Genomic DNA, 24,430 nt, shown 5'->3' with positions numbered 1-24,430 from the left:
TCGCTTTCTATAGTTGTTTTAAAATTGCTGCTGTGGCAGCTTCTGTTTCAAAGATTGTCTTTTCTATATCGATGGTAGTATATTCTCCGTCTTTATAGAGTACTTTTCCATCTGCCATCGTCATGACGATATCACCATCGGTGGCTGAATATACGATGTTATTCAGCATATTATGCACCGGGTGCATGTTAGCCACATCTGTGCGAAGCACCAGCAAATCCGCCTTGTTTCCTTCTTTTATGGCTCCACAGTCATATCTTCCCTGTGCCTGTGCGCCATTTATAGTCGCTGCTTCAAGCGCTTGCTTTGGTGTTATTACAGTCGGATTCTGCTCTCTTACCTTTGCCAAAATTGCAAAAGTCTTCATCTCCTCAAAGAAACTTAGGTTATTGTTGCTTGCCACGCTGTCTGTTCCCAAAGCCACAGGGATTTCCCGCTTCAGCATTTCAGTCACGTTGCAGATTCCGCTGGCAAGTTTCAGATTGCTGACTGGGTTTGACGCGACAGTCACGCCTTTCTCTTTTAGAATATTGAAGTCTTCTCCTTCACACCACACGCAGTGTGCTGCAATTGCCGGCACATCAAATATGCCGCATTGGTTGAAATACTGTGCCGGACTCATGCCGCCGTGACGCGCCTTGCACTCTTCATGCTCTGACTTTGTTTCCGACAGATGTACATGCATTCGCACATCCATTTCCTTAGCCAAATCTGCTACACATCTTACTGTTTCTTCGTTGCTTGTATATTCTGCGTGAATGCTGGCGTCTATAATGATTCTGCCATTTTCTATACCGTTAAACTGTGTGATTGCGTCTCTGGCTTCTGTCATGGACGGAAGCTTTGTAATATCCATACCCATAGGATTTGCCACTGCCCGGGAAATATTCGCTTTTGCGCCGCTATCTGCCACAGCTTTTACCATATCCGGTATAAAATAATACATATCAGAAGAAGATATAATACCATAACGCAAAGATTCTGCCATGCAAAGGAGCGTGCCCCAATACACCGCATTGCTGTTTAGTCTGTCCTCAAAAGGAAAAATCCGCGTGTTGAGCCAATCCATCAGCGCCAGATTTTCACCATAGCCCCTCATGAGAGCCATAGGAGAATGGGCATGCGCATTATAAAAGCCCGGAATCAGCAGCCGGTTCTTTCCGCTATAGATTTCTCCAAAATCTTCCATCGGTGTATCTTTGCCAATATAAATAATTCTGTCATCCTTCGTACCGACATACATATCGTGTTCAATCTCAAAATTTTGATTCAAGATTGTAATTTCTTTAAAAAGCATATTCTTTCCTCCATCAGGTTATACCGGTATTGTAACATGATTCCCTTTTTATGCCAATGGGTTTGAACGGATAAATTATGAAGATTTTATAAATTGCCCGGTATATTTTTCATAGCAAAGCAAAGACTAGAGATACAATATTTGTAATAAAGGAGAATAAGTTACATGAAAGCAACCGGAATTGTAAGACGAATCGACGACCTGGGAAGAGTGGTCGTTCCTAAGGAAATCAGAAGAATCCTCAGAATCAGAGAAGGCGACCCTTTAGAAATATATACTGGTGAAAGCGGTGAAATTATTCTAAAGAAATATTCCCCAATTGGTGATATGAGCCAAATCGCAGCAGAATTTGCTGAAACCGCCTCTTCTATTTTAGGCAGCACCGTAGCCGTTTCCGACACAGACAGCTTTGTTGCCGCTGCAGGCAAGCAGAAGCGTCAATTTGCAAATGACAAAATCGATGCAGAACTGGACCACATCATTCAGTCCAAAGATAGATTCCAAAGCGGACGAAAACTCATTGTTCCTATCGTCTCGCAAGGTGATGCCATCGGCTCCATTACAGTCCTTGCGCCGGAGGATAAAGACCTTGGCGAAGCAGAACTGAAAGCTGCTGAAATCGGCGCTGAGTTCATTGCGAAAAGATTATATGACTAATAGTAAAGAGTGTGCATATCTAGCTGCACACTCTTTATTGTATCAGGAAAAACAAGCTGCCAGTGAACGGAGATTTACTGTTTCAAAATATGTCCCTGCCTTGACAAACACCTTTCCCGTTTGATAGACTGAAAGCACGATATTATTCTAAAGGAGAATCGACAACATGCGCAAACATGCCGTTTTTTTCTATTATGTAGTCCCCTCTGTGCTAGCTTTTGCCTTATCAGGGGTTTACGCCATTGTTGACGGCTTTTTTATTGGAAACAGCATAGGAGATGCGGGGCTTGCCGCCATCAACTTTGCGTGGCCAGTTACATCCCTGCTGCAAGCTCTTGGCACCGGTATCGGCATGGGCGGTGCAGTACAGTACTCCCTTCATCTGGGAAGTGAACAAGACAGACAAAATAGTCCAAATAGCTACTTCCATGTAACAATCCTGCTGCTTTTTGTATCTTCCTTCGCTTCCGCGGCTCTCTTCATCTTCGCCTCAAAACCTCTGCTGATTCTCTTTGGTGCGGAAGGCGAGGTCTTAAACATGGGCACAGCATACCTGAAAGTCATTGTCCTTGGAGCCGCTTTCCAAATCTTCGGCACTGGCTTTGTTCCCCTAATCAGAAATCTAGGCGGCTCTCTCTTTGCCATGACTGCCATGATTTGCGGCTTTTTAACCAATATAGTCCTTGACTGGCTTTTCGTCTGGCAACTGGAATGGTCGCTTGTTGGTGCTGCTGCTGCCACAATGACTGGACAAGGTGTTACCATGCTGCTGGCTCTGTTCTACCTAGTCAAGAACAAAATCGGCTTTTCACTGCCGCCATTAAAAATACTGAAAAAACAAGCTGCCGCCATCGTAGGCGTTGCCCTGACTCCCTTTGGTCTAACTTTTTCACCTAACATCATCCTGATTCTCATGAACAAATTCGCCATGATTTACGGCGGAGAAATGGCAGTGGCATGTTATGCTGCAGTTTCTTATATCACTATGATTATCCTGCTTCTGCTGCAAGGCGTCGGCGACGGCTGCCAGCCTCTTATCAGCAGATATTATGGTGAACAAAAGCACGACTACGTAAAAAGTACCAGACAAATGGCTTACGGAACTGCACTGGTTCTTGCTGCCATCTGCATGGTACTGTTGTTTCTTGTTCGCGGAAGTGCCGCTTCTTTGTTCGGCGCTTCTGCAGCAGTGCGTGCGGAAGTTGCCGCAACGCTGCCCTATTTTCTGGCAGGCTTTATCCCGCTGGCATTTGTCAAAGTTACTACATCGGCATTTTACGCCACTGAGCAAAACCGATTCGCCTATATGCTGGTCTATGCAGAGCCAATCTTTTTGCTAATACTGCTCTTGATTCTGCCCAGGCTTTGGAATCTTTCCGGCATCTGGATTGCAGCCCTCTGCTCGCAGCTACTAACTTTCGCAGTATCTTTTTACTGCATTAAGCTTTCACCCCGGCAGGCTTTACACTCTTCTGTTCCTGCAAAATCTGCAAAAGCTTAACCGTATCCTTCAGCTTTTCTGTCGGTTTTACAGTAAGTCTGATGTAAGGCTCTACTCCGCCGTGCACAAATGTTCTCATACCGAAGGCTTCACTCACATTCATCAGGGCATAGCCGTTTAGAGGATTCTTTTCGCCGAATGCCACGATAACCTTACCCTGCTGCTCGTAGATTCGGGAGACAGCCAAATTCTCCGCCATGCTGCGGATCCTGGAAATGCGAATCAGATTCAAAGTTTCCCGCGGTACATCGCCAAAGCGGTCCATCATTTCATCGATAATTTCATCTTCGTCACTTTCATTTCTGACAGTGGCAATTTTTTTATACATCTGCAATTTCAGAGTTTCATTCTCAATATACCAAGTCGGAATATTGGCAGTAACCGCAAGCTCCACGGAAATTTCTTCCTGGTTGTCGTTTACTACCTCTCCCTGCAAAGCGCGGATTGCATCGTCTACCAGCTTGCAGTAAAGCTCATAGCCAATGTTCATCATATGACCGCTCTGCTCGCTGCCAAGAAGATTTCCTGCGCCGCGAATTTCAAGATCACGCATAGCTACTTTAAAGCCTGCGCCAAATTCCGTAAATTCCTTGATAGCTTTCAGCCTTTTTTCCGCAATCTCCGTCAAAACTTTGTCCTTTTGATACATCAGATAAGCATATGCCATGCGGTTGGATCTGCCTACGCGTCCTCGCAGCTGATAAAGCTGAGAAAGTCCGTATTTGTCCGCGTCTATGATAATCATGGTGTTAGCGTTGGAAATGTCGATTCCCGACTCAATAATAGTCGTCGCCACCATAACATTGTGTTCGCCGTTGATAAAGCTCAGCATAACATCCTCTAAGGCATGTTCATTCATCTGACCATGACCTACGCAGACTCTTGCCTCCGGCACCAGGCTTCTGATATTGTCCGCTAGTTTGTTAATGCCCCGCACCCTGTTGTACACCACAAAGACCTGCCCGCCTCGATCAAGTTCCCTCGTGATGATTTCACGAATCATGAAATCTTCCTGCTCAAGCACATAAGTCTGTACCGGGTATCGCTCTTCCGGCGGCTCCTCAATGACACTCATGTCTTTAATGCCCGTCAGCGACATGTTGAGCGTCCTTGGAATCGGCGTTGCAGAAAGAGTCAAAACATCAATGTTCTGCTTTATCTGCTTGATTTTCTCTTTATGTGCCACTCCGAAACGCTGCTCTTCATCAACGACCAAAAGCCCTAAATCCTTAAACTTCACATCACTGGAAAGAAGTCTGTGGGTGCCAATAACAAGGTCCACCTGCCCCCTTCCAAGGGCGTCAATAATCTGCTCCTGCTGCTTTTCCGAGCGGAAGCGAGATAACATCTCTACTTTGAGTGGAAACTGTTCAAAACGCTCTTTTAGCGTGTAATAATGCTGATTTGCCAAAATGGTGGTAGGCACCAGTACTGCCGCCTGCTTGCCATCTGCAATGCACTTAAACAAAGCTCTTGCTGCAACCTCTGTCTTTCCAAAGCCTACATCACCGCAGAGAAGTCTATCCATGGCCTGCGGCCGCTCCATATCCTCTTTGATTTCCTCGATGGAACGAAGCTGGTCGTCCGTTTCCGTATATGGAAATGCCTCCTCAAACTCCTTCTGCCAAACTGTATCCTCACAGAAAGCATGACCTTTCTGCATTTTCCGCTGCGCGTAAAGCTTTAGAAGCTCCTGTGCCATTTCAGCGATGGCGGCTTTTGCCTTTGCCTTCGTTGCCTTCCACTCGCCGCCGGACAGCTTATTTATCTTAGGCGACGCACCATCAGAGCCAATGTATTTCTGAATCATATCCATCTGCTCAACAGGCACGTAAAGCATGTCGTTTCCGGCATATTTGATCTTCAGGTAGTCCTTTTGCTCTCCCTGCACAGTCAGTTGCTCAAGACCCAGGAATTTACCGATTCCGTGATTTTCGTGAACCACAAAATCACCGCTCCTCATGTCTGCAAAGGACTTAATCTGTTCCGATTTAGTCTTTTTCTTTTTTCGCTTCTTTCGCTGCAGATTTTGACCGGAGAAGATATCATTTTCACTGATATAACAAATCTTTTCCTCCGGAAAATCCATTCCGGCGCTGAGAGTTCCCTCAGCAAAGATGATTTTTTCGTCGAGTCCGATTCGCTGCGCAAATTCCCGCAGGTTGCCTATTCTCTCTTTGGAGGATGCTGCAATGACGATTTTATACTGCTTCTTCGCATAATTCTTTAGCTCTGCTTCCAAAAGCTCCATTCTGCCGCCGAACTCCACCATCTGCCTGCTCTGCACACTGTGAACAGCCGTAAAGTGCTCCACACCCTTGATTGCCTTAGCGAATGGGGTCAACACATAAACACTTTCTTTTTGGTAAATTTTATAAAAGTCTTCCCTGCCGGAAAGCAGTTCCATGTCCTTTGGAATCACCTGCCCCCGCTCGAGGAAAATTTTAAAATCATCTTTCGTTTCCGTGCTTCTGGCATCCAAATATTCACAAATTCTGTCGGGATCATCTATGATAATCGTGCCGCCTTCCATATAGTCCCAAAGGTATTCCGTTTCTTCGTAGAAATAGTGAAGATAGTTTTCCAGAAGCTGCAGATTAGACACATTGGTAATATATTCACAAAGCTCATCTCTGCGCTTTTCCAGGTGGGTCGCCGCCTCTTCAAAGTCATCTCCCTTTTTCAAAAGCCGCTTTGCCTGCGCCGTATATTCCCTATGCAAAAGCTTTGCTGCCTCTTCAAAAATCCCTTTATCCGCCAGCATATGCTCAGCCGGATAGATTTCCACAAACTGGAGATTTTCTACAGAGCGCTGAGTCTCAATATCAAAATTACGAATGGAGTCCACTTCCGTATCAAATAGCTCAATTCTGTACGGCAGTTCGCTGTCCGGCGTAAAGATATCTAAAATACCGCCTCTTAAGGAAAACTGCCCTTTTGTATCCACCAGTTCCATACGTTCATAGCCCAGCTTCACCAGAGATTCTTTTACCTTGCCCAAATCAAGATCGTCACCCAAAGAAATCTTCATGGAAGAAGATTCAAAATTTTTGTGAGGTGTGATCTTTTTTACGGCAGCAGAAACAGGCGCTATGACAATGCAATCTTCCTTTGTCCTAAGCGCCTTTAAAATCTTGAGTCGTTCTATCAGTTGGTCGTGATTCTTGGCCTCGTAGCGCAAGAATACCTGATCTTCCGCAGGCAGCACCAAAATTTCCCTTTCCGAAAAAAAAGAAAGGTCTGATGCCAGCCTCCCTGCACGGGCGCTGCTGGCTGTGACAATCAGACTCTGTCCTTCTTCTTTCAGTATATGGGAAATAACAGGTGCACATCTGCTTTCAGAGATTCCTGAAATATTAATGATTCCCTTATTATTCATGTTCTTCCTTCTTCGGTCTTGCCTTTTTTGTGTTATACCGGTTCATAGCAATATCTACATCCTCCTCTAAGATGCATTCAATTGCACTGACCGCCTTGGTTACCGTCTCTTCCAGCACTGGCACTTCTTCCTTTGAAAATCCTCCAATTACAAAATCCACAAGGTCTCCCTTTTTCTGGCTTCCGATTCCGATTCTGATTCTCGGAAAGCGGTCAGACTGCAGCTGATAGACGACTGATTTCATTCCATTGTGAGTACCCGCACTTCCGAATTTTCGAATGCGCAGGGCTCCCAATTCGATATCAATATCATCGTAAATCACAATGAGTTTCTCGGGATCCAACTTATAAAAGTGCATGACCTGGCGAATGGACTCCCCACTTAGATTCATATAGGTCTGTGGCTTTACCAGAAGGACCTTCTGGCCGGCGATTCTTCCTTCGCCGACCAGCGCCTTAAATTTCAGTTTATCTACTTTTATGTCATGTTTTATTGCCAGCTGGTCTACGGTAATAAACCCCATATTATGTCTGGTGTTTTCGTATTTTTTTCCGGGATTTCCCAGTCCTGCTATCACATACATAACAAATTATATTCCTTTACATGAAAATTAGTCGAATAATTTACTTACAGAACCATTGGTGAAAATTCTCGTCATGGCTTCTGCAAAAAGAGGTGCAACGGACAAGAAAGTCATCTTGTCCAGTTTCTTTTCTTCCGGCATTGGAATGGTATTTAAGAGAACCAGCTCTTCAATGACGGACTGTTCCAGTCTCTCAACAGCAGGTCCTGATAATACCGGGTGCGTTGCACAAGCATAAACTGCCTTTGCTCCCAGTTCCTTGATTGCATTTGCTGCATTGGAGATGGTACCTGCAGTGTCAATCATGTCATCAAGAATAATGCAGTTCTTGCCGTCAATATTACCGATAATGTTCATAATCTCACTCTTGTTCGGCTCCGGTCTTCTCTTATCTACAATAGCAATCGGGCAATTTAAGTACTGCGCCATGTTTCTTGCGCGAGTTACGCTGCCGTGATCTGGCGATACAACACAGACATCTTCCAGTGCTTTATCTTTAAAATATCTTGCCAGAATCGGCATTCCAACCAGATGATCAACTGGGATGTCGAAATATCCCTGAATCTGATTTGCATGTAAGTCCATAGAAACCACTCTGTCAGCACCTGCTGCAACCAGAAGATTTGCCACAAGCTTTGCTGTAATTGGATCTCTTGCCTTAGCTTTTCTGTCCTGTCTTGCGTATCCATAATACGGAATTACCGCATTAATTCTTCCGGCAGAAGCTCTCTTCATGGCATCAATCATGATGAGCAGCTCCATCAGATTATCGTTTACCGGGTCACAAGTTGACTGCACGATGTAAACATCGATTCCTCTGACTGATTCCCAAAGATTGACAGAAATCTCGCCATCACTGAATTTTGTTACTGTAGCTTTACCCAGCGGCTTACCCATAATAGATGCGATTTCTTCTGCCAGCTTCGTGTGTGAATTTCCGGAAAACACTTTAAAATCCGAAAAAACGCCGTTTTTCATGTTTTGTACCTCTTTCTTTCTTCGATTGTTGCCAATCATGTTACTTATTATTTCTTTTTGTATAATCCCTTTTCCCGTGCCCAGCCTTCGATGTTCCGCTGTCTTTGCCTTGCAATTGCAAGAGAATCTTTCGGAACATCTTCTGTAATAGTGCTTCCGGCAGCAATGTATGCGCCGTCTTCCACAGAAACCGGCGATACCAGATTGGTATTGCAGCCAATAAATGCTCCGTCCCCAATGTTTGAGCGATGCTTGTTTGTTCCGTCATAGTTGACAAATACCACACCGCAACCTATATTCACATCTCTTCCGACGTCTGAATCCCCTATGTAAGTCAGATGAGATGCTTTTGAACCGTCTCCAAGAGACGAATTCTTGACCTCCACAAAATCTCCGACCTTGCAGTTTTCACCAATGGTGCAGCCCGGTCTGAGATAGGCAAAAGGTCCCACTTTGGTACCTTTTCCCACTTTACTCTCCATAATCACTGAACTCTGCACGGACGCACCGTCAGAGATGACAGAATCCTTAATTCTCGTATTCTGATAAATGGTGCAGCCCTCTCCGATAAAAGTCTGCCCTTCCAAAGTCACGCAAGGACCAATCAAGGTGCCGGCACCGATGGTAACCGTTTCGTCGATATACGCAGTGTTGATATCGACGAACTCCACCCCATTTTCCAGATGGCGAATAGCAACCTGCTTGCGCAGGGCTTCCTTTTCTTTATAATCTAAATATGTCATCTTACTCCTCTTTACCTCTCCATAATTAAATCGCCAACCTTGTAAATATCTCCTGCTCCCATGGTGATAACTAAATCTCCAGCTTCTGCATTCTTCTTTACATAGTTTGCAATTTCTTCAAAGCTGCTCATATAATAAACCTTTTTGTCAGGATGTTCTTTCTTAATTTCTCCAGCAAGTTCCTCAGATGAAATCTTATAGATATCCTTTTCTCTCGCCGCATAAATATCTGCAAGCAACAAAACATCCGCCTCTTCGAAGGAGGCAGCAAAATCATTGAACAAAGCTAATGTTCTCGTATATGTGTGAGGCTGAAATAAGCACCACAGCTTATTGTGCGGGATATTATGAGCCGCAGCCAAAGTTGCCTTAATTTCCGTCGGATGGTGCGCATAATCGTCTACCAGTTTAACACCATTTTCTGTGGTGCCAACAATATCAAAGCGCCTTTGAGTTCCCTTAAATGCGCCCAAGGTTTCTATAATGATTTTTGAATCCACCCCCAACTGATGGCAGCAGGCAAAAGCCCCCACCGCATTGAGAATATTGTGTTCACCCGGTACTCTCAGCTTCACTGTACCTAAATTTTCGCCCTGATAATTTACATTAAAAACAGGCATGCCTTCACTGTCAAAAGACACGTCTGCAATATGATAGGTGCAGCTTTCGTTATAACCATAGGTGATGGCACCAGGGATGTCCTTGATAATTTTGCTGACAAAAGGATTTGCATCATATGCAATTATTTTTCCATCTTCCGGCACTGCCTTAGCAAATCGGTCAAAGGAATTTACGATATGGTCGATATCCTTAAAGTAATCCAAATGATCCGAGTCGATATTCAAAATGACTTCGATTTTAGGACGAAGTTCCAAAAAACTATCTCTATATTCACACGCTTCTGTTACAAAGTACTGACTCGCTCCAACCTTTACATTTCCGCCAATCTCAGCCAGATTGCCACCAACTAAGATGGTCGGATCCAGCTTGGCACTGTTTAAAATTAAAGAAACCATAGAAGTGGTTGTAGTCTTGCCGTGGGTCCCGCTAATCGCGATACTGTTTGCAAAATCATCCATTAAAGTCCCCAAAACCTCTGCTCTGCCTGCCAGCGGAATATTCTTTTCTCTAGCTCTGACAATCTCCGGATTCTCTTCCGCTATGGCTGCAGAATACACAATCAGGTCTGCATTTTCTACATTCGATTCTCTATGGCCTATATAAATTTCTGCACCTTTTCTTTTTAAATTCTCGGTTAAATCTGACGCCTTCATATCTGAGCCAGAAACATGATAGCCTCTCGCCAGTAAAATCTCTGCAATGGCAGAAAGTCCTACACCTCCAATTCCAATACAGTGTATATTTTTATAATCACTCAGCTGAATCATTGCCTATTCCTCCAAATTTAATCTATATTTACTCTATTCTCATAGTTTGACTCTTGTTTCCAAAATTATGTGAATGACCTTACGAAGCGCCGTAAAAATTATTCTGGAATCATTATATCGCGACTATTCCGCTTTCCCTCTTGAATCGAAAGGAGCGATTCAATGATTCCTACCTTGTGAAGCGCCGTAAAAATTATTCTGGAATCATTATAACATATTCCGCTCAAAAATGTTTACCATTTGACAAAAAAGTTGAAGAATATAGCTGTAAACTTTTTCGAGATTATTTCTTTCTAAAACTTATTACTACAATAAAGGCGCGAAAGTATCCTTGTACAAAAAATTCCTTGCCAAACTTAAATTTGTATGATAGACTCTAGTACGTTAGTTTACATGTCGACTGGCAAAGATATTCTGCCGGTCTGAAAGAAAACTATCTCTCTGGAGAGAACCGAAAGGTCGCCGAAGGTTTAAGCGGGCAGGTCTAAGCAGCCTATCCGTGATATCTCAGGCAAAGAGGACAGAGCCAATAGTTCAATCTAAATAGCTTATGTCATCCCTCCAGAGCCGAATTTGCTAAATTCGGCTTTTGTTTTGCTTTAGATTATCAAAAAGAGGAGATGAAACAATGAATTTCACAGAATTAATCAAGAGCATAGACGATTTCGTCTGGGGCATTCCCCTCATCGTGCTCATCATGGGTACCGGTATTCTTTTGACTTGCCGTGTTAAGCTTTTGCAAATCAGAAAACTGGGAAAGGCCTTAAAGTTTATGGTCAGCAATGAAGAAGGTGGTGAAGGTGAAGTTACCAGCTTCGGCGCATTTTGCACTGCTATGGCAGCCACCATCGGTACAGGAAACATCGTAGGTGTTGCCACTGCCGTTGTTGCAGGCGGTCCCGGCGCTCTGTTCTGGATGATTGTTGCAGCTTTCTTCGGTATGGCAACTAAGTATTCCGAAGGTGTGCTCGCTATCAAGTACAGAACCATCGACGCAGAGGGACATGCCCTGGGTGGTCCTTTCTACTACATCGAAAAAGGTATGGGCACAAGCTGGAAGTGGCTTGCAAAGCTGTTTGCGATTTTCGGAATCGGCGCAGGACTTCTCGGAATCGGTACGATTACACAAGTAAACGGGATTGCCTCCGCTGTAAAGAACTTTGCGGATCCTAACGGTCAGCATACCATAACGCTTTTGGGAGCGGAATACTCTATTGCAGTAGTTGCAACAGCTATCATCGTTGCAGTTGCAACAGCATTAGTTGTAATTGGAGGTATCCAGCGTATTTCCAGCGTTACCACCATTATCGTCCCATTTATGGCAATCACTTACGTTGTCGTATGTCTTGCTATTATTCTTTATAATATTAAAGCGTTCCCTGCCGCCATCGTCACTATCGTACAGTCCGCATTCGGCTTAAAAGCTGTCGCAGGCGGCGCTCTTGGAGCTATGATGGTAGCCGTTCAAAAAGGTGTTGCAAGAGGAATTTTTTCTAATGAGGCAGGCCTTGGCAGCGCACCAATTGCAGCTGCAGCAGCACAGACAAAGACCAGTGTAAGACAGGGATTGATTTCTATGACAGGTACTTTCATTGATACTATCATCATCTGTACCATGACAGGAACTACCCTGATTATTACAGGAGCAACTGAGCAGGGCCTTGAAGGTGCAGAATGTACTGCGTATGCTTTCGGCAAAGGGCTCCCTTGGAGTCAGAGCACAGGTGCGTTCATTCTAATGATGTGTCTCTCATTCTTTGCATTCACAACAATTCTTGGCTGGGACTATTATTCAGAAAGATGTCTGGAATACCTGGCAGGCAAGAAAAAAAGTATTCTTATGACTTACAAATGGCTGTACATTTTTGCAGTGCTAATTGGACCATTCCTGACCGTTGAAGCAGTATGGACCATCGCTGATATTTTCAACGGACTAATGGCAATTCCGAACCTGATTGCACTGGTTGCCCTTAGCGGCGTTGTTGCTAGAGAAACCAAAGACTTCTTTGAAAAAGAGGCACACCTTAAGCTAGGAGCCTAGGACCTCTACGCAAAATTGAATATCGACTTTTAATCAAATCATCCTAAAACAACCTGAAAGAATCAGATATTTTAGTTATTAAATATTGCCACACACTGGAAAATGTTATATAATAATAGTGCCTTTATGGGCACCATACGGCAAGAAAGGTGGTCAATTATGAACATAACTGATGTAAGAATCCGTAAGATTAACGACGAAGGAAAAATGAAAGCCGTGGTCTCTATCACATTTGATGACGAATTCGTAGTACATGACATCAAGATTATTGAAGGACAGAACGGACTATTCATTGCCATGCCTAGCAGAAAGATGGGAGAAGGTGACTTCAGAGACATCGCGCATCCGCTACTTTCCGAGACTAGATCCAAAATTAAAGACGCGATTTTTACTGAGTACGAAAAACTTTTAACGGAAAAAGAATCCGAAGAATGACCGACAAGAACTAACTAGTTATATTATTAGCTGCTTCAAAAGAAGCAGCTTTTTCCTTGTATTTTTCATATTTTTAGTTTCCTATCTTTTTACAATTTACATAAATTAACATCAATATAGTCCTCAATTTATGTTATAATGAATCATATTGAACTAAACGTTGAAAGGAACTATCATGCGAACTCTACTTGAACACTGGAAAACCATCCTACTTATTTTTACAGCAGTCGTCCTTCTATGCCTTTTTGTGTATCACTTCATTGGACAGCAAACCAGATTTAGTATAAAAGGTTCAACCTACCAGACCAGTGACAGCACAAGCAGTGTAACCATTCTCTTTGGCGGAGATATAATGTGCCAGCGCAGACAACAGCAGGCAGCGTTCCTTCCTAATGGGACAGGCTATGACTTCAACTACGCCTTTGATTACGTGAAAGACATCATCCAGAGCGCGGATTTTTCTATTGCCAACTTAGAAACCAATATCTCCCCCTCCCATCCTCTCAGCATTGACCAACGAAAAAAATATGAAAAACCTTATCTCAATGCCCCTGCTTCATTTCTCACTGCAGTCAAAAATGCAGGCTTTAATGTGTTAGTCAGTGCAAATAATCATAATTCGGACACCGGCGTTGATGGACTATTAGAAACGATTTCTAATATCGATGCCGCCGGTTTTACAAGAACTGGTATTTACAAAAATGCTACCGAAAAACGCTATATTATCCTTGAAAAAAACAACATCAAAGTTGGACTGGCATCCTATGTCACCTATCTAAATCCATCAAAACAGGATTTCTCAAAGAAAGAACGCGCCATCCATCTGAACGAATACTCACAAAGTAAGGTAAAAAAGGATATCAAAAAAATGAAGAAAGAAGGTGCTGAGTATATACTGATTTATTTCCACAGCGGTATTGAATTCACAAATTCCTCTTCACCTAAGCAGCAGCGAATTGCAAAAGAAATTGCAAACGCCGGCGCCGATTATATTCTGTGCTCCCATTCTCACACTGTACAGGAATACGATATTATAACCGGTTCCAAAGGTAAACAAGTACCTGTTATCTATGGCATGGGCAACTTTATTTCCCATATGACCAAGCGAATTGAAGTATCCTACGGTATCATGATGTCCCTAACACTTACCAAAGAAAACGGTCAGGTTCGCCTTTCCAACGAAGGGTATTATCCACTGCGGGTTTTTACAAACAACGAAGATACTGGCAGAAAATATCAACTGATACCATGTACTGATTCAGGTATAGCGGCAATTTCCGATGAAGCTATGGTTCGCAGACTAAAAAGTGGACGAAAAAGAATAAAAAAATACGTCGGAAGCAACATAAAAATGCTAAGGTGACCTTTCACAAGGTCACCTTTTTCAACTATTTAAGCCTCTACAACTCGAATAATATTAGTATTTCCTGGCACATCCACAGGTAAACCTGCGGTAATTACAATCTTATCTCCCTGTTTCAAAAGTTCGGCACTGACAGCCTTACGCACACAATGCGAAAAAAGCTCCTCAATCTCATACCGATAGTTTGCCATAATCGGACATACGCCCCAGACCAGCGCCAACTGGTGGAAGGTTTTCTCGTAAGGAGTGGCGCCAATAATTCTGATAGTCGGACGAAATTTAGACATCCTCTTTGCTGTATATCCAGTCTTGGTAATCGCCATAATTGCACCAGCTTTGATATCTTTTGCCAAAGTACAGGCGGCATGTCCCACTGCATTCGTCACATCCTCTGCATCCATCTCATGCCATACTGTATCTCTTCCCGGTACAGTGGGCTGATCTGCTTCTGCCTGCTGCGCAATTTTTGCCATCGTTGCCACAGCTTCCACCGGATACCGTCCCGCCGCTGTCTCCCCAGAAAGCATGACCGCTGTTGTTCCATCAAATACTGCATTAGCAACGTCGGTAATCTCTGCTCTCGTCGGAATCGGGCTTGTAATCATAGATTCCAACATTTGGGTTGCAGTAATTACAATTTTGCCTGACTGGACACAACGTCTGATAAAACGCTTCTGAATGCCCGGCAGCTTTTCGTAAGCTACCTCCACACCCATATCTCCTCTGGCAACCATAATGCCATCAGCCAACTGCAGAATTTCCTCAAAATTTTCAATCCCCTGTGTGCTCTCTATCTTTGCAATCAGCTTAATTTCTTTGCCTCCATTTTCGTCCAGCAGACTCCTGACTGCACGCACATCGCCAGCGGAACGTACAAAAGATGCCGCAATATAATCCACATCATTGGCGATACCAAACAAAATATCAGCTTTATCCTGCTCGCTGAGATACTGCATATTCAAATTGACGTTGGGCAGGTTAATTCCCTTATGGTTGCTGATTTTCCCGCCGTGTACAACAATTCCCTTTACATCGGTATCTGTAATTTCAGTTACTTTAATTACAATTTTTCCATCATTAATGAGTACCAGATTTCCACAAGACAGTTCTTTGGGGAAATCCTGATATGTTACAGCCGCCATGTCCTTGGTTCCCATCACGTCTTGCGTCGTTAAGATAAAGGACTGTCCGTCATCCAGTATTTCCTCCCCTTTTTCAAAATCTCTGAGACGTATTTCCGGTCCTTTTGTATCAAGCAGCACTGCTGCCGGATAGCCCAGCTCATCTCGCACGCTACGGAAGTTCTCTATCGTTTTCTTATGTTCCTCATGAGTGCCATGAGAAAAGTTGATTCTGGCCACGTTCATGCCTGCCTCAAGCATATCCCGCAAAGTTTCCCGGTCTCTGGATGCCGGTCCAATGGTACAAACAATCTTCGTCTTTCTCATATGTAATTCGCCTTTCTCTATCATTTCTATACCTTCTTCTGAAATTCTGTATTACAGCTGTGGCATTTTATCTTTATTGTACCTTTACCTCTCGGTGCACGCATTTTTTGTCCGCAGCCCGGGCACTTAAAATAAGCATAATACCGCCATTCATACTGTTTCTGACGAAAAGATTTCCCCTTTGTTAATCTGAACTTCTGTGTCAGATACCAGGTATTCTCCCTCTCTCGCTTATAGAGATTCCTTGAAAAAATTCTGTAATAGGCATAGATAAAAATCATTAATCCTAAATAGTAAAACAGATTCTCTAAGGTGAACATAGAGACTATCAAAAAAGTCATCGCAACAAGCAAAAGAAAACGTCCATACTGGTCAACCCCTCTGCGTCCCTGCATAAACTGATATATTCTGTAACGAAAACCATTCATCTTCTTACCGCCTCCAACTGTCACCTTTTATATCATACTACCATATTACACTTTATTTGTATATTCTTTATCTCAACTCTGTGAAGAAGTTGTGATTTTATTTCATTTTGTGGTATCATATATTCGACAAGAAAAATCAGGAGGTCAAAATGGACAAGAAATCCAGAGATTACGAAGTATGTCTCTGCTACCGCACCACTCGCGGTGAAGTAGAAGATATCATTAGAGAAAAAAATATTACTAATTTAAAAGACTTATGCGAAATCGCAAAAGTCGGTGACAAATGCGGCGGCTGCCGTGAAGATCTGCAGATGATCCTTGATGAAGTGCTGGCGGAATAATCCGCCAGCTTTTTAAATCCGCTTAATTGCCGCAAGGACAGTTTTCTGCTGTATACGGAGCAAGTTCAAGGCGAATGAAATATCCCTGATTATGCTGACACACCGGACAACTCTGCGGCGCCTCTGTCCCCTCCAGAATATGACCGCAGTTGAGACACATCCACTTGCAGGAAACGTCAGATACAAACAGCTTACCAGCTTCCATCAAATCAGCCAGCTGTCCGATTCTATCGCCGTGAACTTTTTCAATCTTTGCAATCTGATTGAAGGAATTAGCAATCTGTGGAAAACCTTCCTCCATTGCTTTTTGACCAAAAGCAGGATACACATCCTCCCACTCCTCATATTCGTTATGCTGAGCATATCTGAGCAACTGTACTACAGAGTCCGCAATATCCACAGGATAACCTCCTTCGATATGAATGGTCTCTCCCGCCATTTCTTTCAGATGATTATAAAACACTTTGGCATGCTCTTTTTCCTGATCTGCCGTAAAGGTAAATACCGCCTCAACGACATGTAACCCTGCAGTTTTCGCCTGTGATGCTGCAAACGTGTACCGATTTCTCGCCTGACTTTCTCCTGCAAAGGCTCGCATTAAATTGTTCTTTGTCTCGCTCATGTTAAAATTAACTGACATTTTATTCTCCTCCTGTATCTTGATACAGGTAGTTTTTTGCAAAAGCTCCATTTTTTATTCCAAAATATTAAAATATCTCAAGACTTCCGTTCACTGCCATAACAATTGCTGCAACCAGCGCAATCATCAGCAAAATGCAAATTACTAAATCCGTCGTTGTTTGAAAATAAGTTTTACCCTGTTTCTTTCTATTGTAAAGATACATCAAAGTCCCTGGCGCATAGAGTATAACTGCCGCTAAAATGTAATTCAAACCGCTTGCATAAAGCAGCCATGCACCGTAGATAGATCCAATAATAGCGATAACCCATGCACTAAATACGCTGCCGCCACTCGTGATACCCTCTCCCTGAAATACCAGTTTTAAATAATAAAATGCAGAGAATACATAAGGTACCATAATAGCACTAGTCGACAATGCATAAACTGCCTGATAGGTGCTGGCACTAAAATAGATCACTATAATAAAGCCCTGCACAATGAGAGCTGACGTAATAACAGACCATGTTGGCGCATGAAAGCGGTTGACCTTGGCAAGCCCTGCCGGGAAAGACCCCTGTGCCGCAGGCCCATAGGCACTGTCCACACATAAAATCGTATAAGAAAACATGGCGCCGCCCAGAGAAATAATCACTGCAATATTAACAAGCGCTGCACCCCAGGGACCAACTACCGCCTCCAGAAGTCCTGCCATGGGCGGATTAGACAGTGCTGCCAATTCCTCCTGCGGCATAACCCCCATGCTGAGAACCGAAATCACAAAGTATAGTACAAATAAAGACAAGAAGGAAATTACCGTAGCAGTACCCGCCACCTTTGTATTTTTTCCTCGACCTGAAAGCACGACAGCCCCTTCAATACCGATAAAAATCCAAACTGTAGTATATACTGTCGACTTCACCTGTTCCATCAGGGAAAGTCCACCATCAATGCCAGAAAAGTTTTCTAAAAATATTTCCAGTCGGAACGCTCTAGCAAAAAGAATAGCAACAATCACTGCAATAATAGGCACTGCCTTTGCAATTACGACAATAGCATTGATGGTCACTGCCTCGTTGACCCCGCGCAGCACCAGGAATGATAGCCCCCAGATGATGATCGAAGCTGTCAAAAGTGAAATAAAATTGCTCCCAGAGCCGAAAACCGGAAAAAAGTTACCTAAAGATGCAAAGAGCAACGTGATAAAAGACAGCTGGGCAAGTAGTGCACTCATCCAATACCCCCAGGCTGAATTAAATCCAACGTATTCCCCAAAGCCCTCCTTTGCGTAACTATAAATACCGCTGGTCAGCTCCGGCTTCACCACAGAAAGCCTAAAAAAACATAAGGTAAGTCCCAGCATCCCAATTCCGCAGATAGCCCAGCCAATTAAGGTTGCCATCGTATACGCGCCACCTGCCGCAAAATCACCGGATAAACTAAACACACCGCTGGCAAGGGTTGTACCCACTGCAAACAGGGTCAGTTTCCCAACACCTAGTCCTTGTTTATTTTCCTGATTCATAACTTCTTACTCCTTTCAAAAAAGAAATTGACGAAAAAAGCTCGCTCGCTGTAAAGTGCGGAGCGCTTGGGGGCGCCCCGCCCCGCACTGTCTTGCTGATTCGTCTTTTATTTCGTCAATACTTGATTTTATAGTGAATCATATTCTGCTGTTGCCACTCTGTCTTAGAATCTTAAGGACAGGCAGGAAAGTCCGCCGTCAATCTTTCTAAACTCGGATGTGTCAACAAGTAAAGTCTTATAACCCATATCCTGTACTGCTTTAAGCACTGCTGGATATCCTTCTGGCACGATAACGGTATCATTGACCCAGATACAGTTCGCAGCATAGGCTTCTTCTTCCGGAATCACATACTTGTTGTATTTCTCGAATTCCGGCTTTGTGATAAATTCACCAGATACCAGCATATTATTGTTTTCCAGATAATTAACACCTGTTTTCAAGTGCAGTACCTCTTCTAGTTTTACTTCAGAACAGGTCATACCATATTTCTCCAGAATTTCTGTCAGTTGTCTGATGCCTTCCTCGTTAGTTCTTGCGGATCTGCCCACATAGAAATGGTCTCCTACCATCATTACGTCGCCGCCTTCCAACGTACCCGGCTCCTTGATATATTCAATCTGATCTTCAGAAAAGAATTTCTTTACCGCGTCAATAATCTCAAATTTTTCTCCATTTCTGGATTCTGCACCCGGGTTTGTGATGATAGCACATTTTCTAGTAATCAGCGCAGGGTCTTCCACAAAACAGGAATCTGGATATCTCTCATCTGCTTCTAGTACCGTAACGTCTACATCACACTGCTTCAGTGCTTCAATATAAGAATCGTGTTGCTTCAATGCCAGCTCATAATCAGGAATGCCTGGGTAATCTCCGCCGGAAATACCGTCTTTAATTGCACTGCAAGGTCTTCTGACGATAACGTGATTAAACTTTTTCATAGCGATTTCTCCTCTCAAACTCACAAAATATTGTTCATTCTTTCTTTTGATATATTATATACTATATTTTTATATTCTGTCAATCGATTTTATCGAATTTTATATAAAATATTTTATATATAAAATATTAATCCAATTTTATCCAGAAATGTTTTCCTGTTATTAGTCTTGCCACTTTTTGCTGAATTGATACAAAATACAGTTTCATCAGCAAATGACCATACAAAAAGGCCGCCCGCAACGCACAATTTGGCATCACATAAGCAGCCCTTACGCTGTATTCTATTTTTTAGGTTTGAAAAATCCAGTCATATCCGTGTGCTCCAGTTCCAACAGTTGTATTTTGGTATCGATACCTCCGGCGTAACCGGTCAGGCTTCCATTGCTCCCTACAACTCTGTGGCATGGTATCACAATAGAAATGGGATTATGACCTACCGCACCACCTGCCGCCTGCGCAGATGTAAAGGACTTTCCTTCCATCTTTGCAGCTTTCTTTGCAATTTCTGCATAGGTGATTGTCTTCCCGTAGGGAATTTCCCGTAAAATATTCCATACTCTCTGCTGAAACGGGCTGCCACAAAGCTTAATTGGAAGCTCACGAATATCCGGATTTTCTCCCGCAAAATAAGCAGAAAGCCACACCTTCACCTGCTGAAATATCTCAAGCTCATCTCTGCATTCTGCATCCTGTGCCAGTCCCTTTGCATAATACTTCTGATTTTCAATCCACAGTCCCGTTAGATTCTCGCCATCAGAAGAAAGCAGCAGGTTTCCAACCGGCGAATCAAAATAGGTTTTATATTGCATAAATGCGCTCCTTTTTTAATCTGCCCTAAAGACACCAAAAGGAGGGTTTCCCCTCCCAGTGGTTATTTTCTTTTAGGATTTCTTTCTTCTAATTCCATATACTGTGCCGCAAAGTCCAAGGACTGCTGCGCCAAGCACTACAAGCCATGTCAGCATATTTGCTATATCGCCTGTTCTTGGAATCCACCAAGGCAGTTCATCTGTATCTGCCGGTTCATTCTCGTTCAAAATATCCTTGATTTCACTTGGGTCTTTGATATTCTTATCTGGTTTCCCGTCTCCATCTGTATCGATATTGGTATCTGGCTTGCCATCTCCGTCCGTATCTACATTCAGATCCGGAATACCATCGCCATCGGTGTCGATATTGATATCCGGTTTACCGTCTCCATTGGTATCTACATTTACATCTGGTTTGCCATCTCCGTTAGTGTCGATATCTAAATCTGGTTTACCATCTCCATCTGTGTCCTTGTTGATGTCTGGTTTACCGTCTCCATCTGTATCGATGTCCACATCCGGTTTGCCATCTCCATCTGTATCCTTGTTGATGTCTGGCTTGCCATCTCCATTGGTATCTACATTTACATCCGGTTTGCCGTCTCCATTGGTGTCGATGTCCACATCCGGTTTGCCATCTCCATCTGTATCCTTGTTGATATCTGGTTTACCGTCTCCATCTGTATCGATGTCCACATCCGGTTTGCCATCTCCATCTGTATCCTTGTTAATGTCTGGTTTGCCATCTCCATTGGTATCTACATTCACATCCGGTTTGCCGTCTCCGTTGGTGTCGATATCTAAATCTGGTTTGCCATCTCCATCTGTATCCTTGTTGATATCTGGTTTACCGTCTCCATCTGTGTCGATGTCTACATCCGGTTTACCGTCCCCATCGGTGTCGATGTTGGTGTCCGGCTTATCATCTCCGTCGGTGTCAATGTTGATGTCTGGAAATCCATCGTCATCAGTATCGATATTGATGTCTGGAATCCCGTCATCGTTGGTATCTTTATTAAGATCTGGATCCAGAATCATCGGCTTTGCAATATTGTAAGCAATGTCAATAGTGGACTTATTGCCGCTTGCATCTGTTACTGTTACACTTACCGTATACTTACCTGGTTCTGAAAGATCGATGCCCCCATTGGCTTTAATCTCATCTGTGATATCGTTTCCATCCTTGTCAAGAATTCTAATATCATCCTCACTTGCCTCAATTAATACATCCTCACCCTTTTCATTTTTCACATAAAGAGGAACACCCTTTTTAGTCGTGAAAACGTACCGGTCATTAATTAAGTCCTTCAATTGGGAAATAGAGACTTTTTCATCCTTCTTTACTTTTGTATTGATTCTGTCTTTAAAAAATCCATGCATTGGCCAGCTTTCCGGATCTCCGCTCTCCTGGTCAATTCGTTCCCACTTATCCACTACCAGCTTATTTCCTTCAATTGGCTGATCAGGATCTATTTTGTCAGGATCTACGTTACTGATAGTCGGTACTGGTGGATTGATAAACGGGAAAGTATTAACAATCGTATCAATCGAAGGTGCCGGCTCTGGATCCTTCTGATCTGGATCCTTAATAATATTCCAAGGAACCAGTGTCGCATCTACTGTGCTGTCCAGATAATTGGTTCCACCGGAATATACTGCGGTTACCTTAAATTCTCCAGAATCCAGTTCTGGTACACGAATATTTCCTGCACCACCAATTTCATAACCATCAAATATCGTAAGAACTTTATCCTGTTCGGATTTATCTTTCCATTCCTTCAAATCAATTTCAGCGCCAACCTTAACGCCGTTGATATAAAACTGCAGTTTTCCATCTGGAAGTTCATAATTAGGAGACTTATCATCACCAGGCTGTACACTATCTGCAACCTGAATATTAGTGATAACCAGCTTACCGTCTCTCTCTTCTACCTTAATCGCATACTGCGCATCTACTTTAGATGGAATCTTATTAATTACTGCCCAGCCGGTTGCACGATGACCCCAATAACTTTCCTTAAATCCTTCAGCATTGGCATACTGCTTGGAGATTAGGGTGAATTTATAAATTCCCGCATCGGAAGGCATCTTATTGCCACCGCCAGTAGAATGTTCTTCCTCAATTGGCTTTCCATCAATCTTATCATAACGCTGTACGATAATTTCAACAGCATCATTATTATTCAAAATCCTTCCATCTGGTGCTGTAATTGAGTTTTCTTTCAAATCATAACTTTCAAATGCGGTTCCGTCATAATCCTTAGTCAAATCTTTAACATATGTATCCGGCAGTTTAAAATCAATATAGCGCTTTAGAACTGATGTACCGCCGCCGTCAGCTCCCTCAATATACAATGGATTCAACTGATAAGTTACACCATCATAAGTATATTTGCAAGTAACAGATACATTCTTGCCTTTTGCTGCCTCTGGCACCCACAAATACAGTTTTCCTTGGTCAAATCTGGATGGCGCACCATATTCATACTCTGAACCTGCAATGGTTACATACCAATCGGAGATATCTGCTCCCATAATCTTGTCGCCTTCTGCTCCTGCCAGGTCAATAGTAACCATGAAGACTGCACCGTCATTCTTGTCATGCGCTACACCTGCACCCCATTTACTCATAAATTTAGCAGTGCTGGCACTTCTTACAGAACCACCTTCAATATATACTTCACCACTTGAACCATTAAAGTCATACTGTCCACTTCCAGAGCTTGGAAGCAACGTACCGCCTGTTACACGGATGGTACAGCCTGCAGCAGTAGTACCGCAAGCGCCTCCAAAGGCCCCTCCATGTTCATAGCCTCTGGAAGTGATATATCCGCCATTAATAGTGATATTGCCACATGTTTTTGCCATAGTGTTGGTGGATGCACCCTGCTGTTTAGCTGTGCTGCCACTGCCCCAGCCTGCGCCAATACCTGCTCCATGATAGGAACCGTAAGCGTGCACCTCAGCGTTATTGAAAGTCATGTTGCCGCCGCCGCCAGATCCTCCGCCTGCGCCGATACCTGTACCACAACTGCTGCTGCCGCTGTTGCTCGCACTATTTGATGTTGTATTTAATCCTCCAAACGAATACGCTTCAATATATCCACTGTCAAAGACCATCGTACCTGCAGTTTCTGCAGGACCAGCACCGATTGCCGATGAATCCGGACCGCCATAAGCCTTCAAGATTGATGTTTTATCACCCTTTATAGTCAAGTAAGAACCTTCACCACAGTGAATCGCCGCAGCCACTCCATTGGAGCGTAGTGTACTGGTTTTTCCTGATGCCAGTGTAATATTACAAGTTGTGCCTTTGCCCCACACATTAATCGGTGAATCATTGGACGCTGTTGTAATAGATACACCATCCAACGTGAGATTTGCCGTAGCACCTTCAGCAATTCTGATATTTGCTGCCGTCGTTGTTCCGGAAATCGTCAACGGTGTATCAGTTAAAACCGTCACAATATTCCCTTCAACCTTAAAGTCTGTGTCCTTTACACCACCAGAAACCGTCATTCCCTGTACAGTTACAGGTGCTGGTGCGGGTGTTTCTTCATCTCCATCTGCTGCGGCTTTCATTTTATCAGAATTTTCATCATCCCTGTTACGTCCAGCGTTCAAAAACTCGTCTAAATTCATGCCCAGCATTACGCTGCTATCTTCTAAACTACCCATTACTTTTGGCAGTTCTTCTGTACCTGCTGAATGATCCGGTACACCTTCTACTGTATCGGAATCATTAACAGTTTCTCCGGACACCGCATTTCCTGTTGTATCAGCACTTTCATCATCAGCAAAAGCCAACGAAGCGCCCCCCCCAATTTCCGAAAGCTAATAATCCTCCTCCGAATGAGGAAAACAGGAAAAAGAAACAAAGTATCCAGACTAGTCCTTTTTTGCTTGATTCCTTCATTTTGTATTCCCTCTTTTCACAATTAGTTCACAAAACA

The 24,430-nt window shown here is 43.4% G+C and carries 19 protein-coding genes and 1 riboswitch; of the genes, 6 read left to right on the top strand and 13 right to left on the bottom strand.

Going from position 1 to position 24,430, the window contains the following annotated elements; genetic code table 11:
• Nucleotides 1-7 precede the first annotated feature (7 nt).
• Entirely contained in the window at nucleotides 8-1,297 is a 1,290-nt protein-coding gene (locus tag V1225_RS08120; protein ID WP_338546018.1) for an amidohydrolase, read from the bottom strand.
• A gap of 165 nt (nucleotides 1,298-1,462) precedes the next feature.
• Between V1225_RS08120 and V1225_RS08115 the strand changes: the two genes are divergently transcribed.
• A complete protein-coding gene (locus V1225_RS08115; protein WP_160203078.1) occupies nucleotides 1,463-1,954 on the top strand; it encodes a stage V sporulation T C-terminal domain-containing protein in 492 nt (163 codons plus the stop codon).
• Nucleotides 1,955-2,120: 166 nt separating this feature from the next.
• Nucleotides 2,121-3,455 (top strand): MATE family efflux transporter, encoded by a 1,335-nt coding sequence (locus V1225_RS08110; RefSeq protein ID WP_338546017.1) that lies wholly within the window; start codon nucleotides 2,121-2,123, stop codon nucleotides 3,453-3,455.
• Here the strand turns inward: V1225_RS08110 and mfd are convergent.
• Genes mfd through murC form a run of 5 tightly spaced genes read right to left on the bottom strand, consistent with a single transcriptional unit; the run spans nucleotide 3,394 to nucleotide 10,526 of the window.
• Entirely contained in the window at nucleotides 3,394-6,834 is a 3,441-nt protein-coding gene (mfd, locus tag V1225_RS08105; RefSeq protein WP_338546015.1) for a transcription-repair coupling factor, read from the bottom strand. The genes V1225_RS08110 and mfd overlap by 62 nt on opposite strands.
• Nucleotides 6,827-7,417, bottom strand: coding sequence for an aminoacyl-tRNA hydrolase (gene pth / locus V1225_RS08100; protein WP_160203075.1), 591 nt, complete (start codon nucleotides 7,415-7,417; stop codon nucleotides 6,827-6,829). The genes mfd and pth overlap by 8 nt, the downstream gene beginning before the upstream one ends.
• Before the next feature lie 27 nt (nucleotides 7,418-7,444).
• Entirely contained in the window at nucleotides 7,445-8,395 is a 951-nt protein-coding gene (locus tag V1225_RS08095) for a ribose-phosphate diphosphokinase (RefSeq protein WP_160203074.1), read from the bottom strand.
• A 47-nt stretch (nucleotides 8,396-8,442) separates the two neighbouring features.
• The gene (locus tag V1225_RS08090) at nucleotides 8,443-9,138 is read right to left on the bottom strand and encodes a UDP-N-acetylglucosamine diphosphorylase (RefSeq protein WP_160203073.1); all 696 of its coding nucleotides are present in this window, start codon (nucleotides 9,136-9,138) and stop codon (nucleotides 8,443-8,445) included.
• Between the two features lie 11 nt (nucleotides 9,139-9,149).
• Entirely contained in the window at nucleotides 9,150-10,526 is a 1,377-nt protein-coding gene (gene murC, locus V1225_RS08085; RefSeq protein ID WP_338546013.1) for a UDP-N-acetylmuramate--L-alanine ligase, read from the bottom strand.
• Nucleotides 10,527-10,957: 431 nt separating this feature from the next.
• Nucleotides 10,958-11,060, top strand: a riboswitch (glycine riboswitch).
• A 94-nt stretch (nucleotides 11,061-11,154) separates the two neighbouring features.
• Between murC and V1225_RS08080 the strand changes: the two genes are divergently transcribed.
• From V1225_RS08080 to V1225_RS08070, 3 genes are all read left to right on the top strand, one after another.
• The gene (locus V1225_RS08080; protein WP_251617274.1) at nucleotides 11,155-12,567 is read left to right on the top strand and encodes a sodium:alanine symporter family protein; all 1,413 of its coding nucleotides are present in this window, start codon (nucleotides 11,155-11,157) and stop codon (nucleotides 12,565-12,567) included.
• Between the two features lie 159 nt (nucleotides 12,568-12,726).
• Nucleotides 12,727-13,002 (top strand): septation regulator SpoVG, encoded by a 276-nt coding sequence (gene spoVG / locus V1225_RS08075; protein ID WP_160203070.1) that lies wholly within the window; start codon nucleotides 12,727-12,729, stop codon nucleotides 13,000-13,002.
• 175 nt (nucleotides 13,003-13,177) lie between these two features.
• Complete coding sequence (locus tag V1225_RS08070; RefSeq protein WP_338546010.1) at nucleotides 13,178-14,365, top strand: CapA family protein; 1,188 nt, start codon at nucleotides 13,178-13,180, stop codon at nucleotides 14,363-14,365.
• A gap of 29 nt (nucleotides 14,366-14,394) precedes the next feature.
• Here V1225_RS08070 and pyk read toward each other — a convergent pair whose 3' ends face one another.
• Nucleotides 14,395-15,837, bottom strand: coding sequence for a pyruvate kinase (gene pyk, locus V1225_RS08065; RefSeq protein ID WP_338546008.1), 1,443 nt, complete (start codon nucleotides 15,835-15,837; stop codon nucleotides 14,395-14,397).
• Nucleotides 15,838-15,839: 2 nt separating this feature from the next.
• A complete protein-coding gene (locus V1225_RS08060) occupies nucleotides 15,840-16,241 on the bottom strand; it encodes a hypothetical protein (protein WP_251617182.1) in 402 nt (133 codons plus the stop codon).
• A 149-nt stretch (nucleotides 16,242-16,390) separates the two neighbouring features.
• Between V1225_RS08060 and V1225_RS08055 the strand changes: the two genes are divergently transcribed.
• Nucleotides 16,391-16,582, top strand: a complete 192-nt coding sequence (locus V1225_RS08055) for a (2Fe-2S)-binding protein (RefSeq protein WP_160203067.1) — start codon at nucleotides 16,391-16,393, stop codon at nucleotides 16,580-16,582.
• A gap of 22 nt (nucleotides 16,583-16,604) precedes the next feature.
• Here the strand turns inward: V1225_RS08055 and rbr are convergent, their stop codons facing one another.
• From rbr to V1225_RS08030, 5 genes are all read right to left on the bottom strand, one after another.
• A complete protein-coding gene (rbr, locus tag V1225_RS08050; RefSeq protein ID WP_160203066.1) occupies nucleotides 16,605-17,222 on the bottom strand; it encodes a rubrerythrin in 618 nt (205 codons plus the stop codon).
• Between the two features lie 67 nt (nucleotides 17,223-17,289).
• The gene (locus tag V1225_RS08045; RefSeq protein ID WP_160203065.1) at nucleotides 17,290-18,726 is read right to left on the bottom strand and encodes a basic amino acid/polyamine antiporter; all 1,437 of its coding nucleotides are present in this window, start codon (nucleotides 18,724-18,726) and stop codon (nucleotides 17,290-17,292) included.
• 164 nt (nucleotides 18,727-18,890) lie between these two features.
• The gene (locus V1225_RS08040) at nucleotides 18,891-19,667 is read right to left on the bottom strand and encodes an arginine deiminase family protein (protein ID WP_160203064.1); all 777 of its coding nucleotides are present in this window, start codon (nucleotides 19,665-19,667) and stop codon (nucleotides 18,891-18,893) included.
• Between the two features lie 282 nt (nucleotides 19,668-19,949).
• On the bottom strand, nucleotides 19,950-20,477 hold the full coding sequence (locus tag V1225_RS08035; RefSeq protein WP_251632266.1) for a methylated-DNA--[protein]-cysteine S-methyltransferase: 528 nt from the start codon (nucleotides 20,475-20,477) through the stop codon (nucleotides 19,950-19,952).
• Between the two features lie 72 nt (nucleotides 20,478-20,549).
• Nucleotides 20,550-24,284: an immunoglobulin-like domain-containing protein gene (locus tag V1225_RS08030; RefSeq protein ID WP_338546004.1), complete on the bottom strand. Its 3,735-nt coding sequence runs from the start codon at nucleotides 24,282-24,284 to the stop codon at nucleotides 20,550-20,552.
• Nucleotides 24,285-24,430: the final 146 nt, after the last annotated feature.

The organism is Emergencia sp. JLR.KK010, assembly GCF_037018265.1.
Lineage (GTDB): Bacteria > Bacillota > Clostridia > Peptostreptococcales > Anaerovoracaceae > Senimuribacter > Senimuribacter intestinalis.
Note: the sequence above shows the minus strand (reverse complement) of the source record. Positions and strands in the feature narration are given on the sequence as shown.